13 protein-coding genes are annotated in these 17,009 nt (G+C 69.1%); 7 read left to right on the forward strand and 6 right to left on the reverse strand.

The annotated features are described in order from the left end of the window. Positions 1-10 precede the first annotated feature (10 nt). Together QHF83_RS27155 and QHF83_RS27160 are read left to right on the forward strand one after the other, a co-directional pair. Positions 11-2,050, forward strand: a complete 2,040-nt coding sequence (locus QHF83_RS27155; protein WP_282420858.1) for a cation:proton antiporter — start codon at positions 11-13, stop codon at positions 2,048-2,050. Positions 2,051-2,184: 134 nt separating this feature from the next. After that, complete coding sequence (locus QHF83_RS27160) at positions 2,185-4,815, forward strand: PAS domain-containing protein (RefSeq protein WP_282420859.1); 2,631 nt, start codon at positions 2,185-2,187, stop codon at positions 4,813-4,815. Between the two features lie 6 nt (positions 4,816-4,821). Here the strand turns inward: QHF83_RS27160 and QHF83_RS27165 are convergent, their stop codons facing one another. The 5 genes from QHF83_RS27165 to QHF83_RS27185 all read right to left on the reverse strand — a co-directional run bounded on the left by QHF83_RS27165 (position 4,822) and on the right by QHF83_RS27185 (position 10,516). Further along, positions 4,822-5,040 carry a hypothetical protein gene (locus QHF83_RS27165; protein WP_282420860.1) on the reverse strand — a complete coding sequence of 73 codons (219 nt, stop codon included), beginning with the start codon at positions 5,038-5,040 and terminating at the stop codon, positions 4,822-4,824. Between the two features lie 56 nt (positions 5,041-5,096). Next, positions 5,097-6,311 carry an ammonium transporter gene (locus QHF83_RS27170; protein ID WP_282420861.1) on the reverse strand — a complete coding sequence of 405 codons (1,215 nt, stop codon included), beginning with the start codon at positions 6,309-6,311 and terminating at the stop codon, positions 5,097-5,099. A 148-nt stretch (positions 6,312-6,459) separates the two neighbouring features. After that, the gene (locus QHF83_RS27175) at positions 6,460-7,422 is read right to left on the reverse strand and encodes an MBL fold metallo-hydrolase (protein WP_282420862.1); all 963 of its coding nucleotides are present in this window, start codon (positions 7,420-7,422) and stop codon (positions 6,460-6,462) included. 95 nt (positions 7,423-7,517) lie between these two features. Then, on the reverse strand, positions 7,518-8,999 hold the full coding sequence (locus tag QHF83_RS27180) for a sigma-54 dependent transcriptional regulator (RefSeq protein ID WP_282420863.1): 1,482 nt from the start codon (positions 8,997-8,999) through the stop codon (positions 7,518-7,520). A gap of 20 nt (positions 9,000-9,019) precedes the next feature. Continuing rightward, entirely contained in the window at positions 9,020-10,516 is a 1,497-nt protein-coding gene (locus QHF83_RS27185) for a HAMP domain-containing sensor histidine kinase (protein WP_282420864.1), read from the reverse strand. Positions 10,517-10,800: 284 nt separating this feature from the next. Here QHF83_RS27185 and QHF83_RS27190 point away from each other — a divergent pair, with 284 nt between their 5' ends. The 5 genes from QHF83_RS27190 (at position 10,801) to QHF83_RS27210 (ending at position 16,222) form a co-directional block, all read left to right on the forward strand. Then, positions 10,801-11,574 (forward strand): YoaK family protein, encoded by a 774-nt coding sequence (locus tag QHF83_RS27190; protein WP_282420865.1) that lies wholly within the window; start codon positions 10,801-10,803, stop codon positions 11,572-11,574. Positions 11,575-11,622: 48 nt separating this feature from the next. Further along, the gene (locus tag QHF83_RS27195) at positions 11,623-12,045 is read left to right on the forward strand and encodes a hypothetical protein (protein ID WP_282420866.1); all 423 of its coding nucleotides are present in this window, start codon (positions 11,623-11,625) and stop codon (positions 12,043-12,045) included. 84 nt (positions 12,046-12,129) lie between these two features. Beyond that, positions 12,130-14,457, forward strand: a complete 2,328-nt coding sequence (locus tag QHF83_RS27200; RefSeq protein WP_282420867.1) for a PAS domain S-box protein — start codon at positions 12,130-12,132, stop codon at positions 14,455-14,457. Positions 14,458-14,496: 39 nt separating this feature from the next. Beyond that, a complete protein-coding gene (locus tag QHF83_RS27205) occupies positions 14,497-15,483 on the forward strand; it encodes an adenylate/guanylate cyclase domain-containing protein (protein ID WP_282420868.1) in 987 nt (328 codons plus the stop codon). Between the two features lie 34 nt (positions 15,484-15,517). Beyond that, on the forward strand, positions 15,518-16,222 hold the full coding sequence (locus tag QHF83_RS27210; protein ID WP_282420869.1) for a dienelactone hydrolase family protein: 705 nt from the start codon (positions 15,518-15,520) through the stop codon (positions 16,220-16,222). On the opposite strand, the gene QHF83_RS27215 is transcribed toward QHF83_RS27210, so the two are convergent. After that, positions 16,213-16,983 carry a hypothetical protein gene (locus QHF83_RS27215; protein WP_282420870.1) on the reverse strand — a complete coding sequence of 257 codons (771 nt, stop codon included), beginning with the start codon at positions 16,981-16,983 and terminating at the stop codon, positions 16,213-16,215. The two genes, QHF83_RS27210 and QHF83_RS27215, sit on opposite strands and share 10 nt — an antisense overlap. Positions 16,984-17,009: the final 26 nt, after the last annotated feature.

Genomic DNA, 17,009 nt, shown 5'->3' on the forward strand with positions numbered 1-17,009 from the left:
AGACGGGCCCATGGAACAGATTCCCCTCCTCGATGAAATTGCCGTCATTGCCGCCCTCGGGGTGCTCGTCACGGTCATCCTCTCGCGCCTGCGCCTGCCGACCGTGGCGGGCCTGCTCTTCTCGGGCGCCCTCGTGGGGCCGTTCGGCTTCAAGCTCGTCCATTCGATCCACTCGATCGAGATCCTCGCCGAGGTAGGCGTCGTCCTCCTGCTCTTCACGATTGGCCTCGAGTTTTCGCTCGCGCGCCTGAAGAGCATTTTCAAGCAGGTCGCGCTCGGCGGCATTCTCCAGGTGGGTTTGACCACGGGCGTCGTGGCCGGCGTGGCCGCGGCGCTCGGGCAAACCCCGGGGCGGAGCGTCTTTTATGGGTTCGTCTTCGCGCTCTCCAGCACCGCGATCGTGCTCCGGGCCCTCGCGGAGCGGCGCGAGCTCGACGCGCCGCACGGGCGGTTCATCGTCGGCACGTTGATCTTCCAGGACCTCTGCGTCGTGCCGATGGTCCTCATCGTGCCCATGCTCGGGACGGCCGCGCCGGGTGGCGACATGGCCCGCTCCATTGGCGTGGCGCTCGGCAAAGCCGCGGCCCTCGTCATCGCGACCGTCCTCGTCGCGCGCCTCGTCGTCCCGCGCGCGCTCCGGTGGGTCGCCGCGGCGCGCAGCCGCGAGGTCTTCCTGCTGGCCGTCCTGGCCCTCTGCGTGGGCACGGCGTGGCTCACGGCGAAGGCGGGCCTCTCGCTCGCGCTCGGCGCCTTCCTCGGCGGCATGGTCGTCGCCGACACCGAATACGGGCACCGCGCCATGGGAGACATGCTGCCGCTGCGAGACGCCTTCGTGAGCGTCTTTTTCGTATCGCTCGGCATGCTCTTCGACGCGCGGGTGGTGCTGGAGCAGCCGCTCCTCGTCTTGCTCCTGCTCGGCGGGTTCCTCGTGGCGAAGGGGTTTCTCGCGACGATCGCGGCGTTCGCCATGCGTTTTCCGGCGCGTGTCGCGTGGCTCGCGGGCGTCGGGCTCGCGCAGTTCGGCGAGTTCGGATTCGTGCTCGCGCGGCTCGGCGAGAGCGCGGGCGTCGTCGACGCGGGGGCGACGCGCCCGCTGCTCGCGGCCGGCATCACGAGCATGTTCCTCACGCCCGTCGTCGTGCGCGTGGCCCCGCATTTGACGGCCGGCGAGCGCCTGCTCTTGCCGCTCGAGCGGCTCATCGGCGTGCGTAGCATCGACGAGGCCGACGGAGGCGACGAGCATTCCCTCGCGGGGCACGTTGTGATCGTCGGGTACGGCGTCGCGGGCAAGCTCGTCGCGCGCGCGCTCGCCGCGTGCGGGGCGCGGTACGTGGTGCTGGAGCTCAATGCGGAGACGGTGCGTATCGCCCGCGCGGCCGGCGAGCCGGTCTATTACGGCGACGCGACGAGCGAGGAGGCGCTCGGCCACGCGCACCTCGAGAAGGCCCGCGCGCTCCTGCTCCTCATGAACGACCCGCAAGCTGCGCAGCGCGTGGTGGACACGGCCAAACGCGTCGCGAAGGACGTGCCCATTCTGATGCGGGCGCGATACATGCTCGAAAAGGAGCCGCTCCTCGCCATGGGCGCGACCGACGTGGTCGCCGAGGAGATCGAGGGCGGCGTGGAGATCCTCGCGCGGCTTTTGCGCTGGCTCGAGGTCCCGCGCAACGTCATCGAGGAGCGGCTCGACGAGGCGCGCGCTTCCACGCAGACGACCGAGCGAGCCAAGACGATTCCGCGACGCGCGCTCGGCGAGCATGCGGATCTGGCCGAGCTGAAGATCGAGAGCGCGCTCTTGACCGAGGCGAGCGCGGCCGTCGGGCGATCCGCGGCCGCGCTCGGGGTGCGAAAACACACAGGTGCGCTCATCGTGGCCGTGCGGCGCGAAGGAAAGCTCCTCGAACAGACGGACCCGAACGAGCCCTTCCTGGTCGGTGACGTCGTGTATCTCGCCGGGGCGGTCGGCTCGGTGAAGAAAGCGCTCGATATGCTGACGCGCCCGCCCTCTCCCTCCGCGCAGCCGGCGGCCTCCGGCGAGCTCTCGCCCTGAACGGTCGATACGACCCTCGGCGCATCGGGGACGCCCCCTGATCGGCCTACTCGCCGGAGGGTTTAGCTGGTAAGTTCTGGGGCCCCGCGGGCTTCGTGCGGGCGTGCCCGAGGGGCCTCGCGGACGGGGGGGCCTTGCCACGATCCATCGAACACCTGTCTTCCCTGGGGGCCGCGCTCGCGCCCATCGCCGATGGGGTGCTCGTGGTCGATACCGATCTCCATGTCGTGTTCGCGAGCGGCCCCCTGCGACCGCTCATGCAGCGCCCCCTCGCGAGCCGTGAGGACATCCGGCAGGTGGTCGAACAAGCGACCATGCGCCGGAAGGACGGGCGAATCATGGCCTGGGACGAGACACCCCTCGCGCGGGCGCTCGGCGGCGCTTCCGTGGTCGACGAGGTCCTCTCGTTCGACGTCCCGGGCGCCGCCGAGCGTCTGGTCGCCGTGACGGCGAGCCCCATCCGGGACGAAGCCGGCGAGCTCTCCGGCGCCTACGTGCTGCTCCGCGATGTCACGCGCCGCATTCGGACCGAGGAGGCGCTGCGCGAGAGCGAATCGCGCTTCCGTCACGTCGTCGAGGCACTCCCGGACGTCGTTTTTTATCAGGACCTCGAGCTCCGTTATACCGCGGTCTACAATCCCTATCCGCCCATTCGTCGGGAGGATGTGATCGGTCGGACCGATTTCGACGTATTTCCGCCGGAGTCGGCCGAGGAGCTCACGGCGGTCAAGAAGGCGGTCCTCGCGACGGGAAAGGGCGCGCGGATCGAATCCTGGCTCGCCGTCGGCGGCGAGCGCCGCTGCTTCGACACGTTCTTCGAGCCGCAACGCGACGCCGACGGGCGGATCATCGGGGTCGCGGCGTTTGCCCGGGAGGTCACGGAGCGCAAGAAGGTCGAGGAAGCGCTCCGGCGGAAGACGAAGGAGCTCGAGGCGGTCTTTTCGGCATTGCCCGATCTCTACTTCCGGTTCGACGCCGACGGCACCTACCTCGATTGCAGGGCAGGGCGCCTGGCCGACCTGTACCTCCCGGTCGAACAGATCCTCGGCAAACGTGTTCGCGACGTGCTGCCGCCCGAGCTCGCCCGCCGATGGGAGTCGACCGCCGCCCAGGCGCTCGCCACCGGAGGCCTCGCCACGCTGGAGTACGAGCTCACGTGGGGCGAGCGCACGGGCTGCTTCGAGGCGCGCATGTTGCCCCTCGTCGAGGACCAGGTCATCGCGGTCGTCCGCAACGTCACCGCCGAACGGCAGGCCGCGTCGGAGCGCGAGCGGCTGCTCCAGCGCATCGAGACCGAGCGCGGGCTCCTCGAGGCGGTGCTGCGCCAGATGCCCTCCGGCGTGAACATCGTCGACGCGGAGGGCAGATTCCTCCTCACGAATGAACAGAGCACGCGCATCGCCGGTTTTTCGCAGCAGGCCTCGACCCTCGCCGAATGCGAGGGCGCCGCTTTCTTTCACGAGGGGAAGCTGTGTCACGTCGAGGATTTTCCGCTCACGCGCGCGCTCCGGGGAGAGACCGTGCGCGACGAAGAATACGTCTTCGTCCGCCCGAGCGGCGACAGGATCGAGGTCAGCATCAGCGGGGCGCCGGTCGTGGATCGCGCGGGGCGCATCGTCGCGGCCGTGTGCGTGTTCTCCGACATCACCGAGCGAAAACGGATGGAGCACGCGCTCGCGACCGCGCGCGCGGAGGCGGAGCGCAAGGCGGCCGAGCTCCGCGCGCTCCTCGGGAGCATGGCCGAATCCGTGATCGTCATCGACGGCGAGGGCCACGTCGTCCTGCAAAGCCAGGCGAGCCGCATGATCGCCGGTCACGTCCAGGCTCACGTCCGCGAGGTCCTGCAGCACATGCGCCTGCTCTCGCTCGGCGGCGTGCCCTTGCACTGGGAGGAATACCCTTCCCAGAGGCTCCTCCGGGGCGAAGCCATCACGGACGACGAATACATCGTCGAATGCCGCGACGGCTCCCGCCGCCACGTCCTCATCAGCACGAGCGCGGTCCAGGACGGCGACGGCCCGATTGCCCTGGGCGTCGTGATCGGGCGCGACATCACCGAGCTCCGGCGGCTGGAGAAGGCGAAGGAGGACGTGCTGCACGCCGTTTCGCACGACCTGCGCCAGCCCATCACGGTCATGATGTCGGCCGCGCAGATGCTCCGGCGCACGCTTTTGCGCGCGCGAATGGAGCACGAGGCGAGCGTGGTCGACCGCGTCGTCGGCAGCGCCAAGCGAATGGCCTCGATGATCGACGACCTCGTCGACTCGGCGCGGCTCGACTCGGGCCAGCTCCTCTTGCGCACCGAGCCCTGCGATTTCCTGTCCCTGATCCAGGATATCGTCTCGCGCGCGTGGACCACGCAGGACCAGGCGCGCCTCGCGGTCGAGCGCCCGGCCGAAGCGCTGCCGCCCGTGCTCCTCGACGCGGCGCGCTTCGAGCGGATCTTCGTCAACCTCGTCGGCAATGCGCTCAAATATTCGCCGCCCGAGGAGCTCGTGACGATCGGCGTCGAGGCGCGCGACGCGGAGCTCGTCGTCGCCGTGCGGGATCACGGCTACGGCGTGCCGCCCGAGGAGCTCCCGCATCTCTTCGAACGGTATTACCGCGCGAGGACGGGCAAGAAGATCGAGGGCCTCGGGCTCGGGCTCTTCATCGCCCGCCAGCTCGTCGAGGCGCACGGTGGACGTATCTGGGTCGAGAGCGAAATGGGGAGGGGCAGCACGTTCGCATTCACGCTGCCCCTGCTCCGCGAAGGCCGGAGCTGAGCGCCGTCAGCCCGGGTCCGCGCAGCCGCAGACGCCCTTGTGATGCGAACAGCAGCCACGACGCGGCCCGTCACAGGTACACGTCGGCGAGAGGGTGCCATCACAGCAAAGCAGCGGGCGATCCGGCGCGGGCGTCGGGGCCGGCGCGGGATCGGCCATGGCCGACGATGCGATGCCGAAGAGAAAACCGACGAAGAGGAACGATGCGCCGAGTTTTGCGAACATACGATCAGGATCGCAAGATTCGCGGCGGAAGGGAAGCCCGTCGTGGGGCGGATCCGTCAGGACGCGTAGCCCGTCTCGCCGTGCTCCGTCGCGTCGAGGCCCTCGCGCTCCTCGTCCGCGGCGACGCGCAGGCCGATCACCTTGTCGATTCCCTTGAGCAGGAGCCACGTGACGATCGCCGCATAAAGACCGACGACCACGATGCCGGCGAGCTGCGGCCAGAGCTGCGCGACGTTGCCCGCGAGCGCGCCGTCCCGGCCGGATTCGTTCAAAGCCTTCTGCGCGAAGACGCCCGTGAGGAGCGCGCCGATCGCGCCGCCCACGCCGTGCACGCCGAAGGCGTCGAGGGCGTCGTCGTACCCGAGCCGCTCTTTTCCTACGACCGCGAAATAACACGCCGCGCCCGCGGCCACCCCGATGACGGACGCTGCGGGCGGCGAGACGAACCCGGCCGCCGGCGTGATCCCGACGAGCCCCGCGACGAGGCCCGAGGCGACGCCGAGCGCCGTGGGTTTGCCGCGTTGCCACCATTCCACCGCGAGCCACCCGAGCGCGCCCGCGGCCGCGCCGACGTGCGTCGTGACGATCGAGAGCGCGGCGAGCGCGCCGGATCCGAGGGCGCTGCCGGCATTGAAGCCGAACCAGCCGAACCAGAGGATGCCGGCGCCCGTGAGGGTCATCGTGAGGTTGTGCGGCTGGTGGCGTTCGTGCGGATACCCGACGCGCTTGCCGAGGACCACCGCGCAGACGAGCGCCGAAGCGCCGGCCGAGAGATGCACGACGGTGCCGCCCGCGAAATCGAGCGCGCCCATCTTGAAGAGCCAGCCGCTCTCGCTCCAGACCCAGTGCGCGACGGGATCGTACACGAGCGTCGACCAGAGGAGGACGAACACGGCATACGCTGGAAACCGCATTCGCTCGGCGAAGGCGCCCGCGACGAGGGCCGGGGTGATCACGGCGAACATCATCTGGAACGCGCAAAACGCCAGGTGCGGCACGGTCCCGCGCGCCTCGGTCGCGAGCGGCGCGAGCCCGGCATACCCGAGGCCACCGACGAGCCCTCCGATCGACGGCCCGAACGCGAGCGAGTACCCGAAGAGGACCCACTGGAGCGTCACGATCGGAAGCGCGGCGAAGGCGTGCATCAGCGTGGACAGCACGTTCTTGCGCCGCACCATCCCGCCGTAGAAGAGGGCGAGGCCCGGCGTCATGAAAAGCACGAGGGCCGTGGAGACGAGGAGCCAGGCGGTGTCGCCCGTATCGACCTTCATGCTCGATCGATACACTCCTGCATGTTTCGCGAATGTTTCCGCGGTGCGTCATGACGCGCGCTTCGCGGAATCGGGCGACGGAGGTGGGGGATGTCACCTCCGTCGGGGCCGGCCGGCGTCCGTCAAGCCTGGCAGGGGAGGCGTGCTTCTATTTCGCGGCCGCCTTCGCCGCCTGTTTTCGCCAGACCTCTTCGAGTCCGACATCCAGGAAAACATCGTAATCGAGCCCCGGATACGCCTTCATCATGCGGTCCTTGACCCGATCGATCGCTCCCGCCGGCGGCGGCATCGCGGGTTTTTCCTTGGCCACTTCCTCGAGCAGCCGCCGCAGATACCCCGTCTCCCATTCGAGCAGATCCGCCCCGGCCGTCTTGCCTCGGCCCGGGTTCACGAATTTCGGCTTCAATGCCGCGATCTCCGCGAGTCGCTCGATCCACGCCTCGATCTCGCCGATTTCGACCCAGGCGTGCGTCCCTTGCCCCACGAGATCCCCGACGAACACGTGCCCGTCGTATTCGACGACCACGTGCGCCTCGGAGCAACCCGCGCCGAGGACGTGCGCCTTCACCGTCACCCCGCCGGCCGAGAGCTCCTGCGTGGCGTCGCCGAAGCTCTCCGGTCTGGGCAGCTCCGTCGGGTAATCGGGCGCGTACCGCTCCGCGAACGAGCGCGTGCGGATCTCGTGGACGTGCGGGATCTGGGCGATCACCTGCGCCGACGTGACGACCTTGATGCCCCGCTTCTGGAAGACGGACGTACCATTGAATTTGTCCGGATTGGGGTGCAGGACGATCGCGAGCTCGACCTTCTTGCCCGTGACGGATTCGGCCCGCTCGACGAGCTCCGCCGCGGCGGAGGGCAAGAACTGGGTGTCGATGACGATGAGCCCCTTCGGGCCCTCGATCCAGAACGAGTTCGTTTCGAACCCCCACGGAACGGACGTGTAGACGCCGATGCGCGGATCAGCCTCGAGCCGCGTCGTCTTGCTGGTGGGCTTGGCCCGGCCCGACGCGGCCGTCTCCGACGTGGAGGCGGCGCCGCCGCAGGCGGACAAGGACGCACCGAGGAAGAGCACGCAGAGGAGATTCGAAGCGGAACGGAAGAGACGCATGCGCGGAGGGTATCCGCTATCAGGGGATGCCGTGCAAGATGGAACGTTCTTCCGTGTGATCCCGCAATCGCATTCCCATGACGGCCGCGCGAAGGTCAGGCCTTGAAGTCGGCGCCCGAGAGGCCGTGCTTGCGGAGCAGGTCGTGGAAATCCGTGCGATTGCGCCCCGCGAGCTTGGCCGCGGCGCTGACGTTGCCGCCGGCGCGGCGGAGCGCTTCGACGAGATACGCGCGCTCGAACGAGTCGCGCGCGGCGCGCAGCGGCGGCAGCGGGATCTCGGGATCACCGAGCACCGCGAGCCCGAGCGGCGGCTCCTCCTCGGCCGGCTCGGCCGGCTCGGCCGGCGCCTCGCTCGAAATGGGTGTGGGCGGCCGGGCGGGCGTCGCAAGCGTCGCCAGGATGTGCTGCGGGCGAATGCGTTCGTCCTGACAAAGCAAAATGGCGCCTTCCATGACGTTCGCGAGCTCGCGGACGTTGCCCGGCCACGAATGGGCGAGCAGCACGCGCATCGCCTCGGGCGTGAGGTACGGCTCGGCCAGGCCGTACCGCGCGGCCGCTCGGCGCAGGAAGAGCTCGGCGAGGAGCGGGATGTCGTCCTTGCGCTCGCGCAGCGGCGGCATGACGATCGGCACCACGTGCAGCCGGTAAAAAAGGTCCTCGCGGAAGCGGCCCGCGGCGACCTCGGCGCGTAGATCGCGGTTCGTCGCGGCCACGATGCGCACGTCCGCGTCTTCCTCGGTCGCCGATCCGACCTTCGAAAAACGCTTCTCCTGGAGCACCCGGAGGAGTTTTACCTGCACCGGCGCCGGGGCCTCGCCGATTTCGTCGAGCAGGAGCGTACCCCCGCGCGCCGCCGCGAAGAGGCCGTCCTTGTCGCGGCTCGCGCCCGTGAACGCGCCGCGCACGTGCCCGAAGAGCTCGCTCTCCAGGAGCTCCGCCGGCAGCGCCCCGCAGTTCACGGCGACGAACGGCCGCGCCTTGCGCGCCGAGAGCGCGTGCAGCGACCGCGCCGCGAGCTCCTTGCCCGTGCCGGACTCGCCGAGCAGGAGGATGGTCGCGTCCGCGGGCGCGACGCGCGCGATGCGCTCGCGTACGGCCGCGATGCTCTCGCTCGTCCCGAGCAGACGGATGTCGCTCGACGCGTCCCCCACGATGCGCCGAAGGCCCGCCACCTCGCGCTTGAGCCGCCCGCTCTCGATCGCGTGCGCGAGCTTCTGGAGCAGCTCGTAATCCTGGAACGGCTTCGTCAGAAATCCATATGCGCCCCGCTGGATCGCGAGGACCGCCGTCTCGATGGTGCCGTGGGCTGTCAGGATGATGACGGGCAGATCGGGCGCGCGTTTTTGCACCTCGCCGAGCACCTCCATGCCGTCGGCGTCTTCGAGGCGCAGGTCGAGGATGATCGCGTCGATGTCGCCTTGCTCCAGCGCCTCCATCCCGCCGCGGGCCGAGAGCTCCGTGGTCACGCGGTAACCGTGGTGCTCCAGGCGGTAAGCGAGCAGCTCGCAGAGGTGGGGCTCGTCGTCGATGACGAGGATGTGCGGCCGCGGGGTGGTATCGGGCTCGTCCTTCCGCATGGCTGGTTCGTCGGGTTTTATCACACGTGCGCAGGCAGGGCGCGCGGTGACGGCGGCTCGGAGGCGTCGAGGGGCAGCCACATGCGGAACACCGCCCCGCCTGCCGGGTCGTCCGAGGCCTCGATGTCGCCCCCGTGCGCCCGCACGATTTCGCGAGCGAGCGCGAGGCCGAGCCCGATGCCCACGCGCTTCGGCGAGCTGTCCACGCTGTGCGTCACGAACGCGTCGAAGATGATCGAGCGGATCTCCGGCGGGATGCCCGGCCCCTGGTCGGCGACGCTGATCTGGGCCCACGTTCCGGCGATCCCGCTGGGGCCTTCGGGCACGAGGTCGCGGCGGACCCGCACGTGCTGGCCCTTCTTGGACACGGCGACGGCGTTGCGCACGATGTTCGCGATCGCCCGCTCGACGAGCACCGTGTCGAGGTAGGCCTTGGCCGCCTCGCCGGGCGTCTCGACGTCGACCGTGACGCCGCGCTCGCGGGCCTCGATGTCCTCGTCGCGGACCGCGCTCCAGACGACCTCGTCGACGGAGGCGCCGGGCTTGCGTTGCAGGGGCACGCCGGCGCGCAGGCGCGACAGATCGAGGAGCGTGGTCACGGTGCGGATCTCGCGCTCGCAGGCGAGCTGCGCGATCTGCACGATACGCGCCTGCCGCTCGTTCAGCTTGCCGCCCGCGCCGTCGGACAGGAGCGAGAGCGCCTCGCGGATCTTCGTGAGCGGCGTGCGCATCTCGTGGGAGACCGACGCGAGAAACCCCTGCTTGAGGGACTCGAGCTCGGCGAGGCGGCGGCGCATCACCTCCATCTCCTCGGCGAGCTCGTACACCTCGCGCGGGCCTTGCGCCTCGATCGTGACCGTGAAGTCGCCGCGGCCCACGCTGCGCACGCTCGACGAGAGCGACGCGAGCGGCTGCGTCACCGTGCGCGCGATCCGCTGCGCGAGCAGGACCGCCACGATGCACGCCACGAGCGCGAGCACGATGCCGCTCGACAGCGCCGAGCCGGCGGCGCGGCCCGACTCCTCGTCCTTGCGGAGGAGCGCGGAGTGGAGCTCGAACATGCGCGAGATCCAGGCGTCCGTGAGCTTCTCGTCGAGCCGCTCGCGCTCGAGGCGCGTGGTGGTCGTGACGAGGTGGGCGCAGGTGTCGCCCGAGGAGACGCGGGTGGCGAGCGCCTGGTAGCCGCGGACCGGCTCCAGCATGATCTCGCGCACGGGTTTTTCCGCGGACTCGAGCACGGCGTCGAGATCCCGCAGGCGCTGCTGGATGACCCGCGCGGCGTCCTCGGAGGAGCGACCGTGCTCGCAGTCCACGGCGCCGTGTCGCACGGCGATCTCGACGGCCCACGCGGCGCGGTGGACGGCCTCTTCCGTGTTCAGCGAGCCGAGCTCTGCGTCACGCACCTCCTTGAGCGACGAGCTGATCTGCGCGAGCGAGCCGAGCATGACGACGAGCGCGCAGACCATGAGGCCGACGGGGAGCGCGTGCGAGAGGACGAGCCGCGAGACGAGCCGCATCGAGGAGCTCCGGACATGAAAGAGGGCAAAAGCCGGGAATTCGTGGATCGTGATGGATCGTGCCGGGCATGAGCTGACACGGCCCGCGGCGCCGCGCCAATGTCGCCGATTCCCGACACTGTCGGTGAGGGCCGTCGATTCGGCGTCGGCGCACCCCGACGAGGGACTGTGAGCGCGACCGGAGTTCCCCGCGTTCTGCGGGTGATCCGCTGCTGGCACGCTCCGTGAACATCCGCTCCGGTTCGAGGAGCAACCCCCCAACAAACTCGCACGAAGGGATGTTGATGTCGGTCGCGCTTCACACGCCTCCCACGATTTTCTCGTTGCGCCACGCGCCGAGCTGGATCCTGCTTGCGCTCGCCGCGGGGAGCGTCAATGCAGGCGCTTTTCTCGCTTGCCAGCGATTCGTCACGCACGTCACGGGCCTGACGACCCAGCTCGGCATCGACGCGGGGCTCTGGGGCCTGATGGCCGAATATGGGCTCGTGGTGCTCTGCTTCATCGCAGGCGCCATGGCGTCCGTGATCGTGCTGCAGCGGCGCCATCAGCGCGGCAAGCCGCCGCTGCACGCCGCGCCGTTGATCTTCGTGTCGATCATGCTCGCGTGCGTCGCGATCGCGGGTCACGCGGGGCTCTTCGGCCAGTTTGGCACGTCCGTCGAGCAGCCCAGGGACTTTTTGCTCCTGTCGCTCCTGAGCTTCGCCATGGGGCTGCAGAATGCGACGGTCTCCACGGCCACGGGCGGAGCCGTCCGCACGACGCACATGACGGGCCCCGCGACGGAGCTCGGCGTGCAGCTCGCGAGCTCGTTTGCCATGGATGGCGAGGCCCGACGCACGGCGCTCCAGGGCGCGATGTTGCGCGGGTCGAAGATCGTCGCATTCGCGTCTGGCGCGGCCCTGATGGTGCCCGCCGTGCGCGCCGGCGGTTATCTCGCGTTCCTGATCCCGGGGGCGTTCATCATCACGGCGACCGTGCTGAGCTTCATCCCGGGCATGAGCGTCGATACGCCGTCCACGCGGGAGCCGACGCTGAGCCGAGGTCACCGCATTGCATAGAAATCATCCATTCAGAAGAACCGTCACGACAGTACGAACGAGGAATTCATGACGACGTTGCCGAATTACCAGACGCGAGAGGAGCTTTCATTCGCGCGCCCGGAGCGAGCGGCGAAGACCGAGAAGTCCGCGCTCGTGAATGCCGAGCTCGTGGTGGCGCGCGCGCAGGGCATTCACGCCCAGACGATCCAGCAATCGCGCCTGCTCTCGGCCGTTTGCTTCTTCGCCGCGACCGCGCTCGCCGTCTGGCAGATCTCGACGACCTTCATGATCGTCTTCCTCGCGCTCGCCGTGCTCGTGTCCGTGACGAGCCGGATCCTGGCCCTGCGCGCGTTCCGCCAGGAAATCGAACGAACGGCCCTCGCGCAGGGTTTGGCCGAGGACACCGCGCGGCGCGTGGCGGCCACGAAGACCGCGGCATTCCGGGCGAAGCGCGCGAGCGGAGACGACGGGCTCGAGGTCGAAGCGTAAAACGCCGCGCCCGCCTGCGCGCTCTTTCCCGCCGCGCGTCCTGACACTCCACGCCGCTCCGCATTACATGCAGGGCGGGGCTTCGTGACCGAACCCGAGCGCGCGGACAGGAGTGCGTGGGAAGGCGAAATGTTCCGGCTGCTCGCCGAGAACGTCGTCGATTACGCCATTTTCATCACCGATCCGCACGGCATCGTCCTCCGCTGGAGCAAGGGCGCCGAGCGACTTCTCGGCTATCGCGAGGACGAGGTCCTCGGCAAGTCGTCCGACCTCTTTTTCACGCCGGAGGACATCCGGAGCGGCAAGCCCGAGCTCGAGCGCGAGCAGGCCTCGAGGAGCGGCCGCGGGGACGACGACCGCTGGCACGTCCGCAAGGATGGCACGCGGTTCTGGTCGGCCGGCGTCGAAACGCCGCTCCGGGACGAGCGCGGACACCTCCGCGGCTTCGCCAAGATCATGCGGGACCGCACCGACGTGAAGCGGCTCCAGGAGGCGGACCGCGAACGGGAGCGGCAGCTCGAGCTCCTGACCAATCACGTCCCCGTCTTGATCGCCCACTGCGACGCGGACCGCCGTTACAAGTACGTCAACAGGCCTTACGCCGCCCGCTTGCATCGGACGCCGAGCGAAGTCGCTGGCCGAACCATCCGCGACGTCATCGGCGAAGCTGCATACGCGTCCATCGAGCCGCACGTGGAGGCTGTCCTTCGCGGCGAGCGGGTCGAGTTCGAGGCCGAGGTGACGTTCGAGGGCGGCCAGAGCACGCAGATCATGCGGTGTGCGTACGACCCGGAGTTCGACGATGAAGGCCGGGTCACGGGGTTCGTCGCGGCCATCGTCAACGTGACCGAGTCCCAGCGGGCGAGGAATGCCCTGCGCGAGACCGAGGAGCGGCTGCGGACCCTCAGCGACAACCTGCCGCGGGGAGCGATCTACCAGCTTTTGGCCGAACCCACGGGGCACAGGCGATTCCTTTATATCAGCGCGGGCATCGAGCAGCTCGTCGGCGTCACCCCTGCCGAAATTCAGGCGGACGCCTCGGCCCTCTATGGACTCATTCACGAGGACGACCGCCCCCGCATCCTCGAGCTGGAGGCCGCCGCCCTCGGTGGTGGTGTCCCGTTCGATTGTGAGTGTCGATTGTGGACGCGCTGGGGCAGCATTGTCTGGATTCATTCCCGCTCGGCTCTCCGGCGCCTGTCGACGGGCCAGACCATGTGGGAAGGCATTTTCATGGACGTCACGGCCCGCAAGGAGGCCGAGCAGGCGCTCCGCGACGCCGATCGCCGCAAGGACGAGTTCTTGGCCATGCTCGCCCACGAGCTGCGCAATCCCCTCGCGCCGATCCGGAACGCCGCCCAGATCCTCCGGCTCGTCGGCGCGGCCGATCCGAGGATCGAGCGGTCCACGGCGATCATCGAGCGCCAGGTCCAGCACATGACCCGGCTCGTCGACGACCTGCTCGACGTCAGTCGCATCACGAGCGGCAAGATCAAGCTGCAGAAGGGGCGGGTGGACGTCGCGCCGATCGTCTGGCGGGCCCTCGAGACGGCGAGGCCGCTGCTCGACGCGCGCAAGCACGAGGTCGCGATCGAATTGCCGCCCGAGCCGGTCTGGGTCTACGCCGATCCGACGCGGCTCACGCAGATGATCGAAAACCTCCTGACGAACGCGGCCAAGTACACGGAGGAGCGCGGGCACATCACGATTGCCGTCGAACGGGCGGGGGATACGGTGTCGATCCGGGTGCGGGACACCGGCATTGGCATTCCTCAGGAAATGCTGACGCGTGTCTTCGATCTCTTCACGCAGGTGGATCGCTCGCTGGCCCGGTCGGAGGGCGGCCTCGGGATCGGGCTGACGCTGGTGAAGAACATCGCCGAAATGCACGGCGGCGCGGTCGAAGCACGCAGCGAGGGGCGAGGGAAGGGGAGCGAGTTCATCGTCCGCCTGCCGATCTTGCCGGAGGCGGAGCCGCCGTCGGGCGCGCGGGCATCGGCAGGGAGCCCCCCGGCGGAGCCCCGCCGCATTCTGATCGTGGACGACAATCCCGACGTCGCGGAGAGCCTGTCGATGCTGCTGCGCATCGCGGGGCACGTGGTCCACACGGTGTACGACGGCAGCGCGGCGCTGGAAGCGGCGCGGACGTTCCGGCCCGAGGTCGTCTTGCTCGATATCGGTTTGCCCGGAATGAACGGATACGAGGTCGCCCGAAGGCTTCGCCAGGACCCCGACCAGGGCCAGGCGATTCTCGTCGCGCTGACGGGGTATGGCCACGAGGAGGACCGCCGACGAACGAAGGAGGCGGGTTTTGCCGCCCACCTGGTGAAGCCCGTCGATCTCGCCACGCTGGACGCGATCCTCGCGTCGGTCGGGGCGAAAACCGGCGCGCGTGGCCTCCCAAAGAGCTAGGCGGGGCGGATCTTTCGGGCTACCCTGGTTCCGCCCACGATGAAGCTCGACTTCGACGCGATGAGCCTGACGGAAATCATCCGGCTCCAGACCCAGCTCTCGCAGGTCCTCACGCGGAGGTTCGAGAAGCCGCTCGCCCTCGGCTTCACCGACATCGTCGGGTCGACGGCTTATTTCGCGCGCTTCGGTGACAAGGCAGGAAGGGCGCTGCAGCAGCTCCACCACGATCTCCTGGGGGAGTCGATCCAGCCGTTCGGCGGGCGAATCGTCGACGTCGCGGGCGACGGCGCGTTCACTTGTTTTCCCGACGTCGAAAAGGCCGTGGGCGCGTTCGTCGTCTTCCTCGAGCGCGCATCGCGGGAGAACGAGACGCGGGCGCGGGATCATCGGCTCGTGGTGCGGCTCGGCGTGCACTTCGGGCCGGTCTTGACCGACGGCGTGATCGTGTCGGGCGACGCGGTGAACCTGTGCGCGCGGATCGCCTCGACGGCCGAGCCCGACGAGCTGCGCCTCTCGGCGGCGGCGCTGCGCGAGGCTCCGCACGGCATGCGCGTGCGCGTCTGGCCCGTTCCGCCCGTCGTCGTCCGGGGGCACGAAGGGCCGCTCGTGCTCTTTCGCTTCGATTGGCGGGACGAACACCGCCTGCCCGGGAGCGTGGTCGTGCGCGAGACCGGCGACAGCTTCGTTTTGCCGCGGCAGGACCTCATCAGCTTCGGCCGGCTCCGCGGGGAGGAGGGGATGCGGGCGAACGACGTGGTCCTTTCGCTGCGCGACAAGAAGCTCGAGCAGCTCGTGAGCCGGTTTCATTTCGAGCTCCGGCGCAAGCCGAAGGAGGGGTACGTGCTGCGGCCCGTCTCGCGCCAGCCGACGGAGGTGGACGGGCGGCTGGTCGAGACGAACCAGGAAGCGCCGATCCTGGCCGGCTCGGTCGTGCGGCTCTCCAAGGCCGTGACGCTCGAATTCAAGGCCCAGCCGGAGGCGGGCTTCGGGAATGCTTCGCCGACGATCGAACCGAAATCAGGTTGAACCGGAGGCCTCGGAGAAAACGATGCATTCGACGATGAGCACCGGGACGACGAAAATCACGCGCCAAGTCCTTTCCGTCGAAGGTGAGCAGCTCCCCCTGACGATTGCGCGATCCAGCGGCGTCGGCGCGGCCCTCGTGATCCTGCCGTCCGCGTTCGGGGTCGCGCCCGATCTCGAAGCGCAGATGGAAGAGCTCGGGGCGGACGCGAGCCTCGTGGTCACCTTCGATCCGTTTTTCCGGACCGACAGCGGGCATGCCCCGTACGACGACATGGCGCGCGTGATGGCGCGGGTCAAGGGCGTCCAGCCCGAGCGCATCTATCGCGATCTGCGGGCGCTGATCGAATGGGCGCGAGCGGAGAGTCGTGGCCGGCCCGTCGTGATGCTCGGGATCTGCTTCGGCGGGCCGTTTGCGTTTCGCGCAGCCGCCGACGGCCTGGTCTCCGGCGTCGTGACGTGGCACGGCACCGGGCTGGAAAAACACCTCGATCGCGTGGTCGAGATGCGTTGCCCGATGCGCCTGCATTTCGGGAGCGTCGATCCGTTCGTGCCGCCGCCGGCCGTTGAGGCGGTCCGCGCTGCGTTCGCCGGGCGCGACGATGTTCAGGTTTTCGTGCACGAGGGCGCGACACACGGCTTCAGCCACCCGGCCGCGGTGAAGGCGTACAACGAGACGGCGGAGCGAGCGGCCATGAGCTCTTTGCGCGAGCTCGTCGCTGCGGTGGGCTCTCAGGCCTGACGCGTCGCCGTGGCGCGCGAAAGCCACTCTGATAGCCTTTCCGCGGCCTTCAGCTCCTCGGACAGGCGGTCGCGCTCTTCCTCGGACAGGGGGAGCGCCTTTAGTTGCTCCCGGAGGGCCTGGCCCGACGCCGCGTCGTCCAATGCAATCGCAAGCTCCATCCGGGCCGCCATGGCTCGCACCCGGTCCTCCACCGGGGCTCCTGCCCCGTATTTGGCGAGGGCGACGTCGAGCACGCGCGCGGCGCCTTTGTCGTCGTTCTTGAAATCACGCAGGATGCGGGCATTGTCGATCGTCTTCGCCAGGCCCGAGAGCGCCTTCGAGCCGCCGTATTCGAGGTCCGGCTCGCCCCGCTGGATGAAGATGATGTTGTTGCCCGAGGGGTCGATCAGCGAGAAGCGGCTCTGACCCGGCCGAAAGCGGGTGATCCGGGGCCTGCCGCGGGCCAGCACCTTGCCGTACTTCGCGCGCAGGGCCTCGGTGAACGTGCGGTGATACGGCTCCACGGCGTCCACGAGGACCAGACAGCCGCCCGAGCTCTCCTCCTTCGGATCCAGTCCCTTGGGCCCCTTGCCGAAGTGCAGCTCGAATCCACGGAAGCGCAGCGCCAGATACAGATACGGCCGCGTCATCTCGTAGGTGGTCTCGAAGCCGAGCGCCCGATAAAACGCGAGCGTCTCGTCGGGCGAAACGCAGGGCAGGAGCGGAATCGTCGTCTCCTTCCCCTCGAGGGCGGGACCTTGGGCCGTATCTTTCGTCATGGCTCGCTGATCCGACCTTTCCGGTG

This window comes from Polyangium sp. 15x6 (assembly GCF_029960785.1).
In the GTDB taxonomy this organism is placed as follows: domain Bacteria; phylum Myxococcota_A; class Polyangia; order Polyangiales; family Polyangiaceae; genus Polyangium.

Bases quoted from the DNA above. Each gene is read 5' to 3' on its own strand.
- QHF83_RS27155 (WP_282420858.1), top strand. From the start codon at position 11: ATGGAACAGATTCCCCTCCTCGATGAAATTGCCGTCATTGCCGCCCTC.
- QHF83_RS27170 (WP_282420861.1), bottom strand. From the start codon at position 6,311: ATGAAGGTCGATACGGGCGACACCGCCTGGCTCCTCGTCTCCACGGCC.
- QHF83_RS27195 (WP_282420866.1), top strand. From the start codon at position 11,623: ATGACGACGTTGCCGAATTACCAGACGCGAGAGGAGCTTTCATTCGCG.
- QHF83_RS27180 (WP_282420863.1), bottom strand. From the start codon at position 8,999: ATGCGGAAGGACGAGCCCGATACCACCCCGCGGCCGCACATCCTCGTC.
- QHF83_RS27185 (WP_282420864.1), bottom strand. From the start codon at position 10,516: ATGCGGCTCGTCTCGCGGCTCGTCCTCTCGCACGCGCTCCCCGTCGGC.
- QHF83_RS27210 (WP_282420869.1), top strand. From the start codon at position 15,518: ATGAGCACCGGGACGACGAAAATCACGCGCCAAGTCCTTTCCGTCGAA.
- QHF83_RS27165 (WP_282420860.1), bottom strand. From the start codon at position 5,040: ATGTTCGCAAAACTCGGCGCATCGTTCCTCTTCGTCGGTTTTCTCTTC.
- QHF83_RS27190 (WP_282420865.1), top strand. From the start codon at position 10,801: ATGTCGGTCGCGCTTCACACGCCTCCCACGATTTTCTCGTTGCGCCAC.
- QHF83_RS27205 (WP_282420868.1), top strand. From the start codon at position 14,497: ATGAAGCTCGACTTCGACGCGATGAGCCTGACGGAAATCATCCGGCTC.
- QHF83_RS27215 (WP_282420870.1), bottom strand. From the start codon at position 16,983: ATGACGAAAGATACGGCCCAAGGTCCCGCCCTCGAGGGGAAGGAGACG.
- QHF83_RS27175 (WP_282420862.1), bottom strand. From the start codon at position 7,422: ATGCGTCTCTTCCGTTCCGCTTCGAATCTCCTCTGCGTGCTCTTCCTC.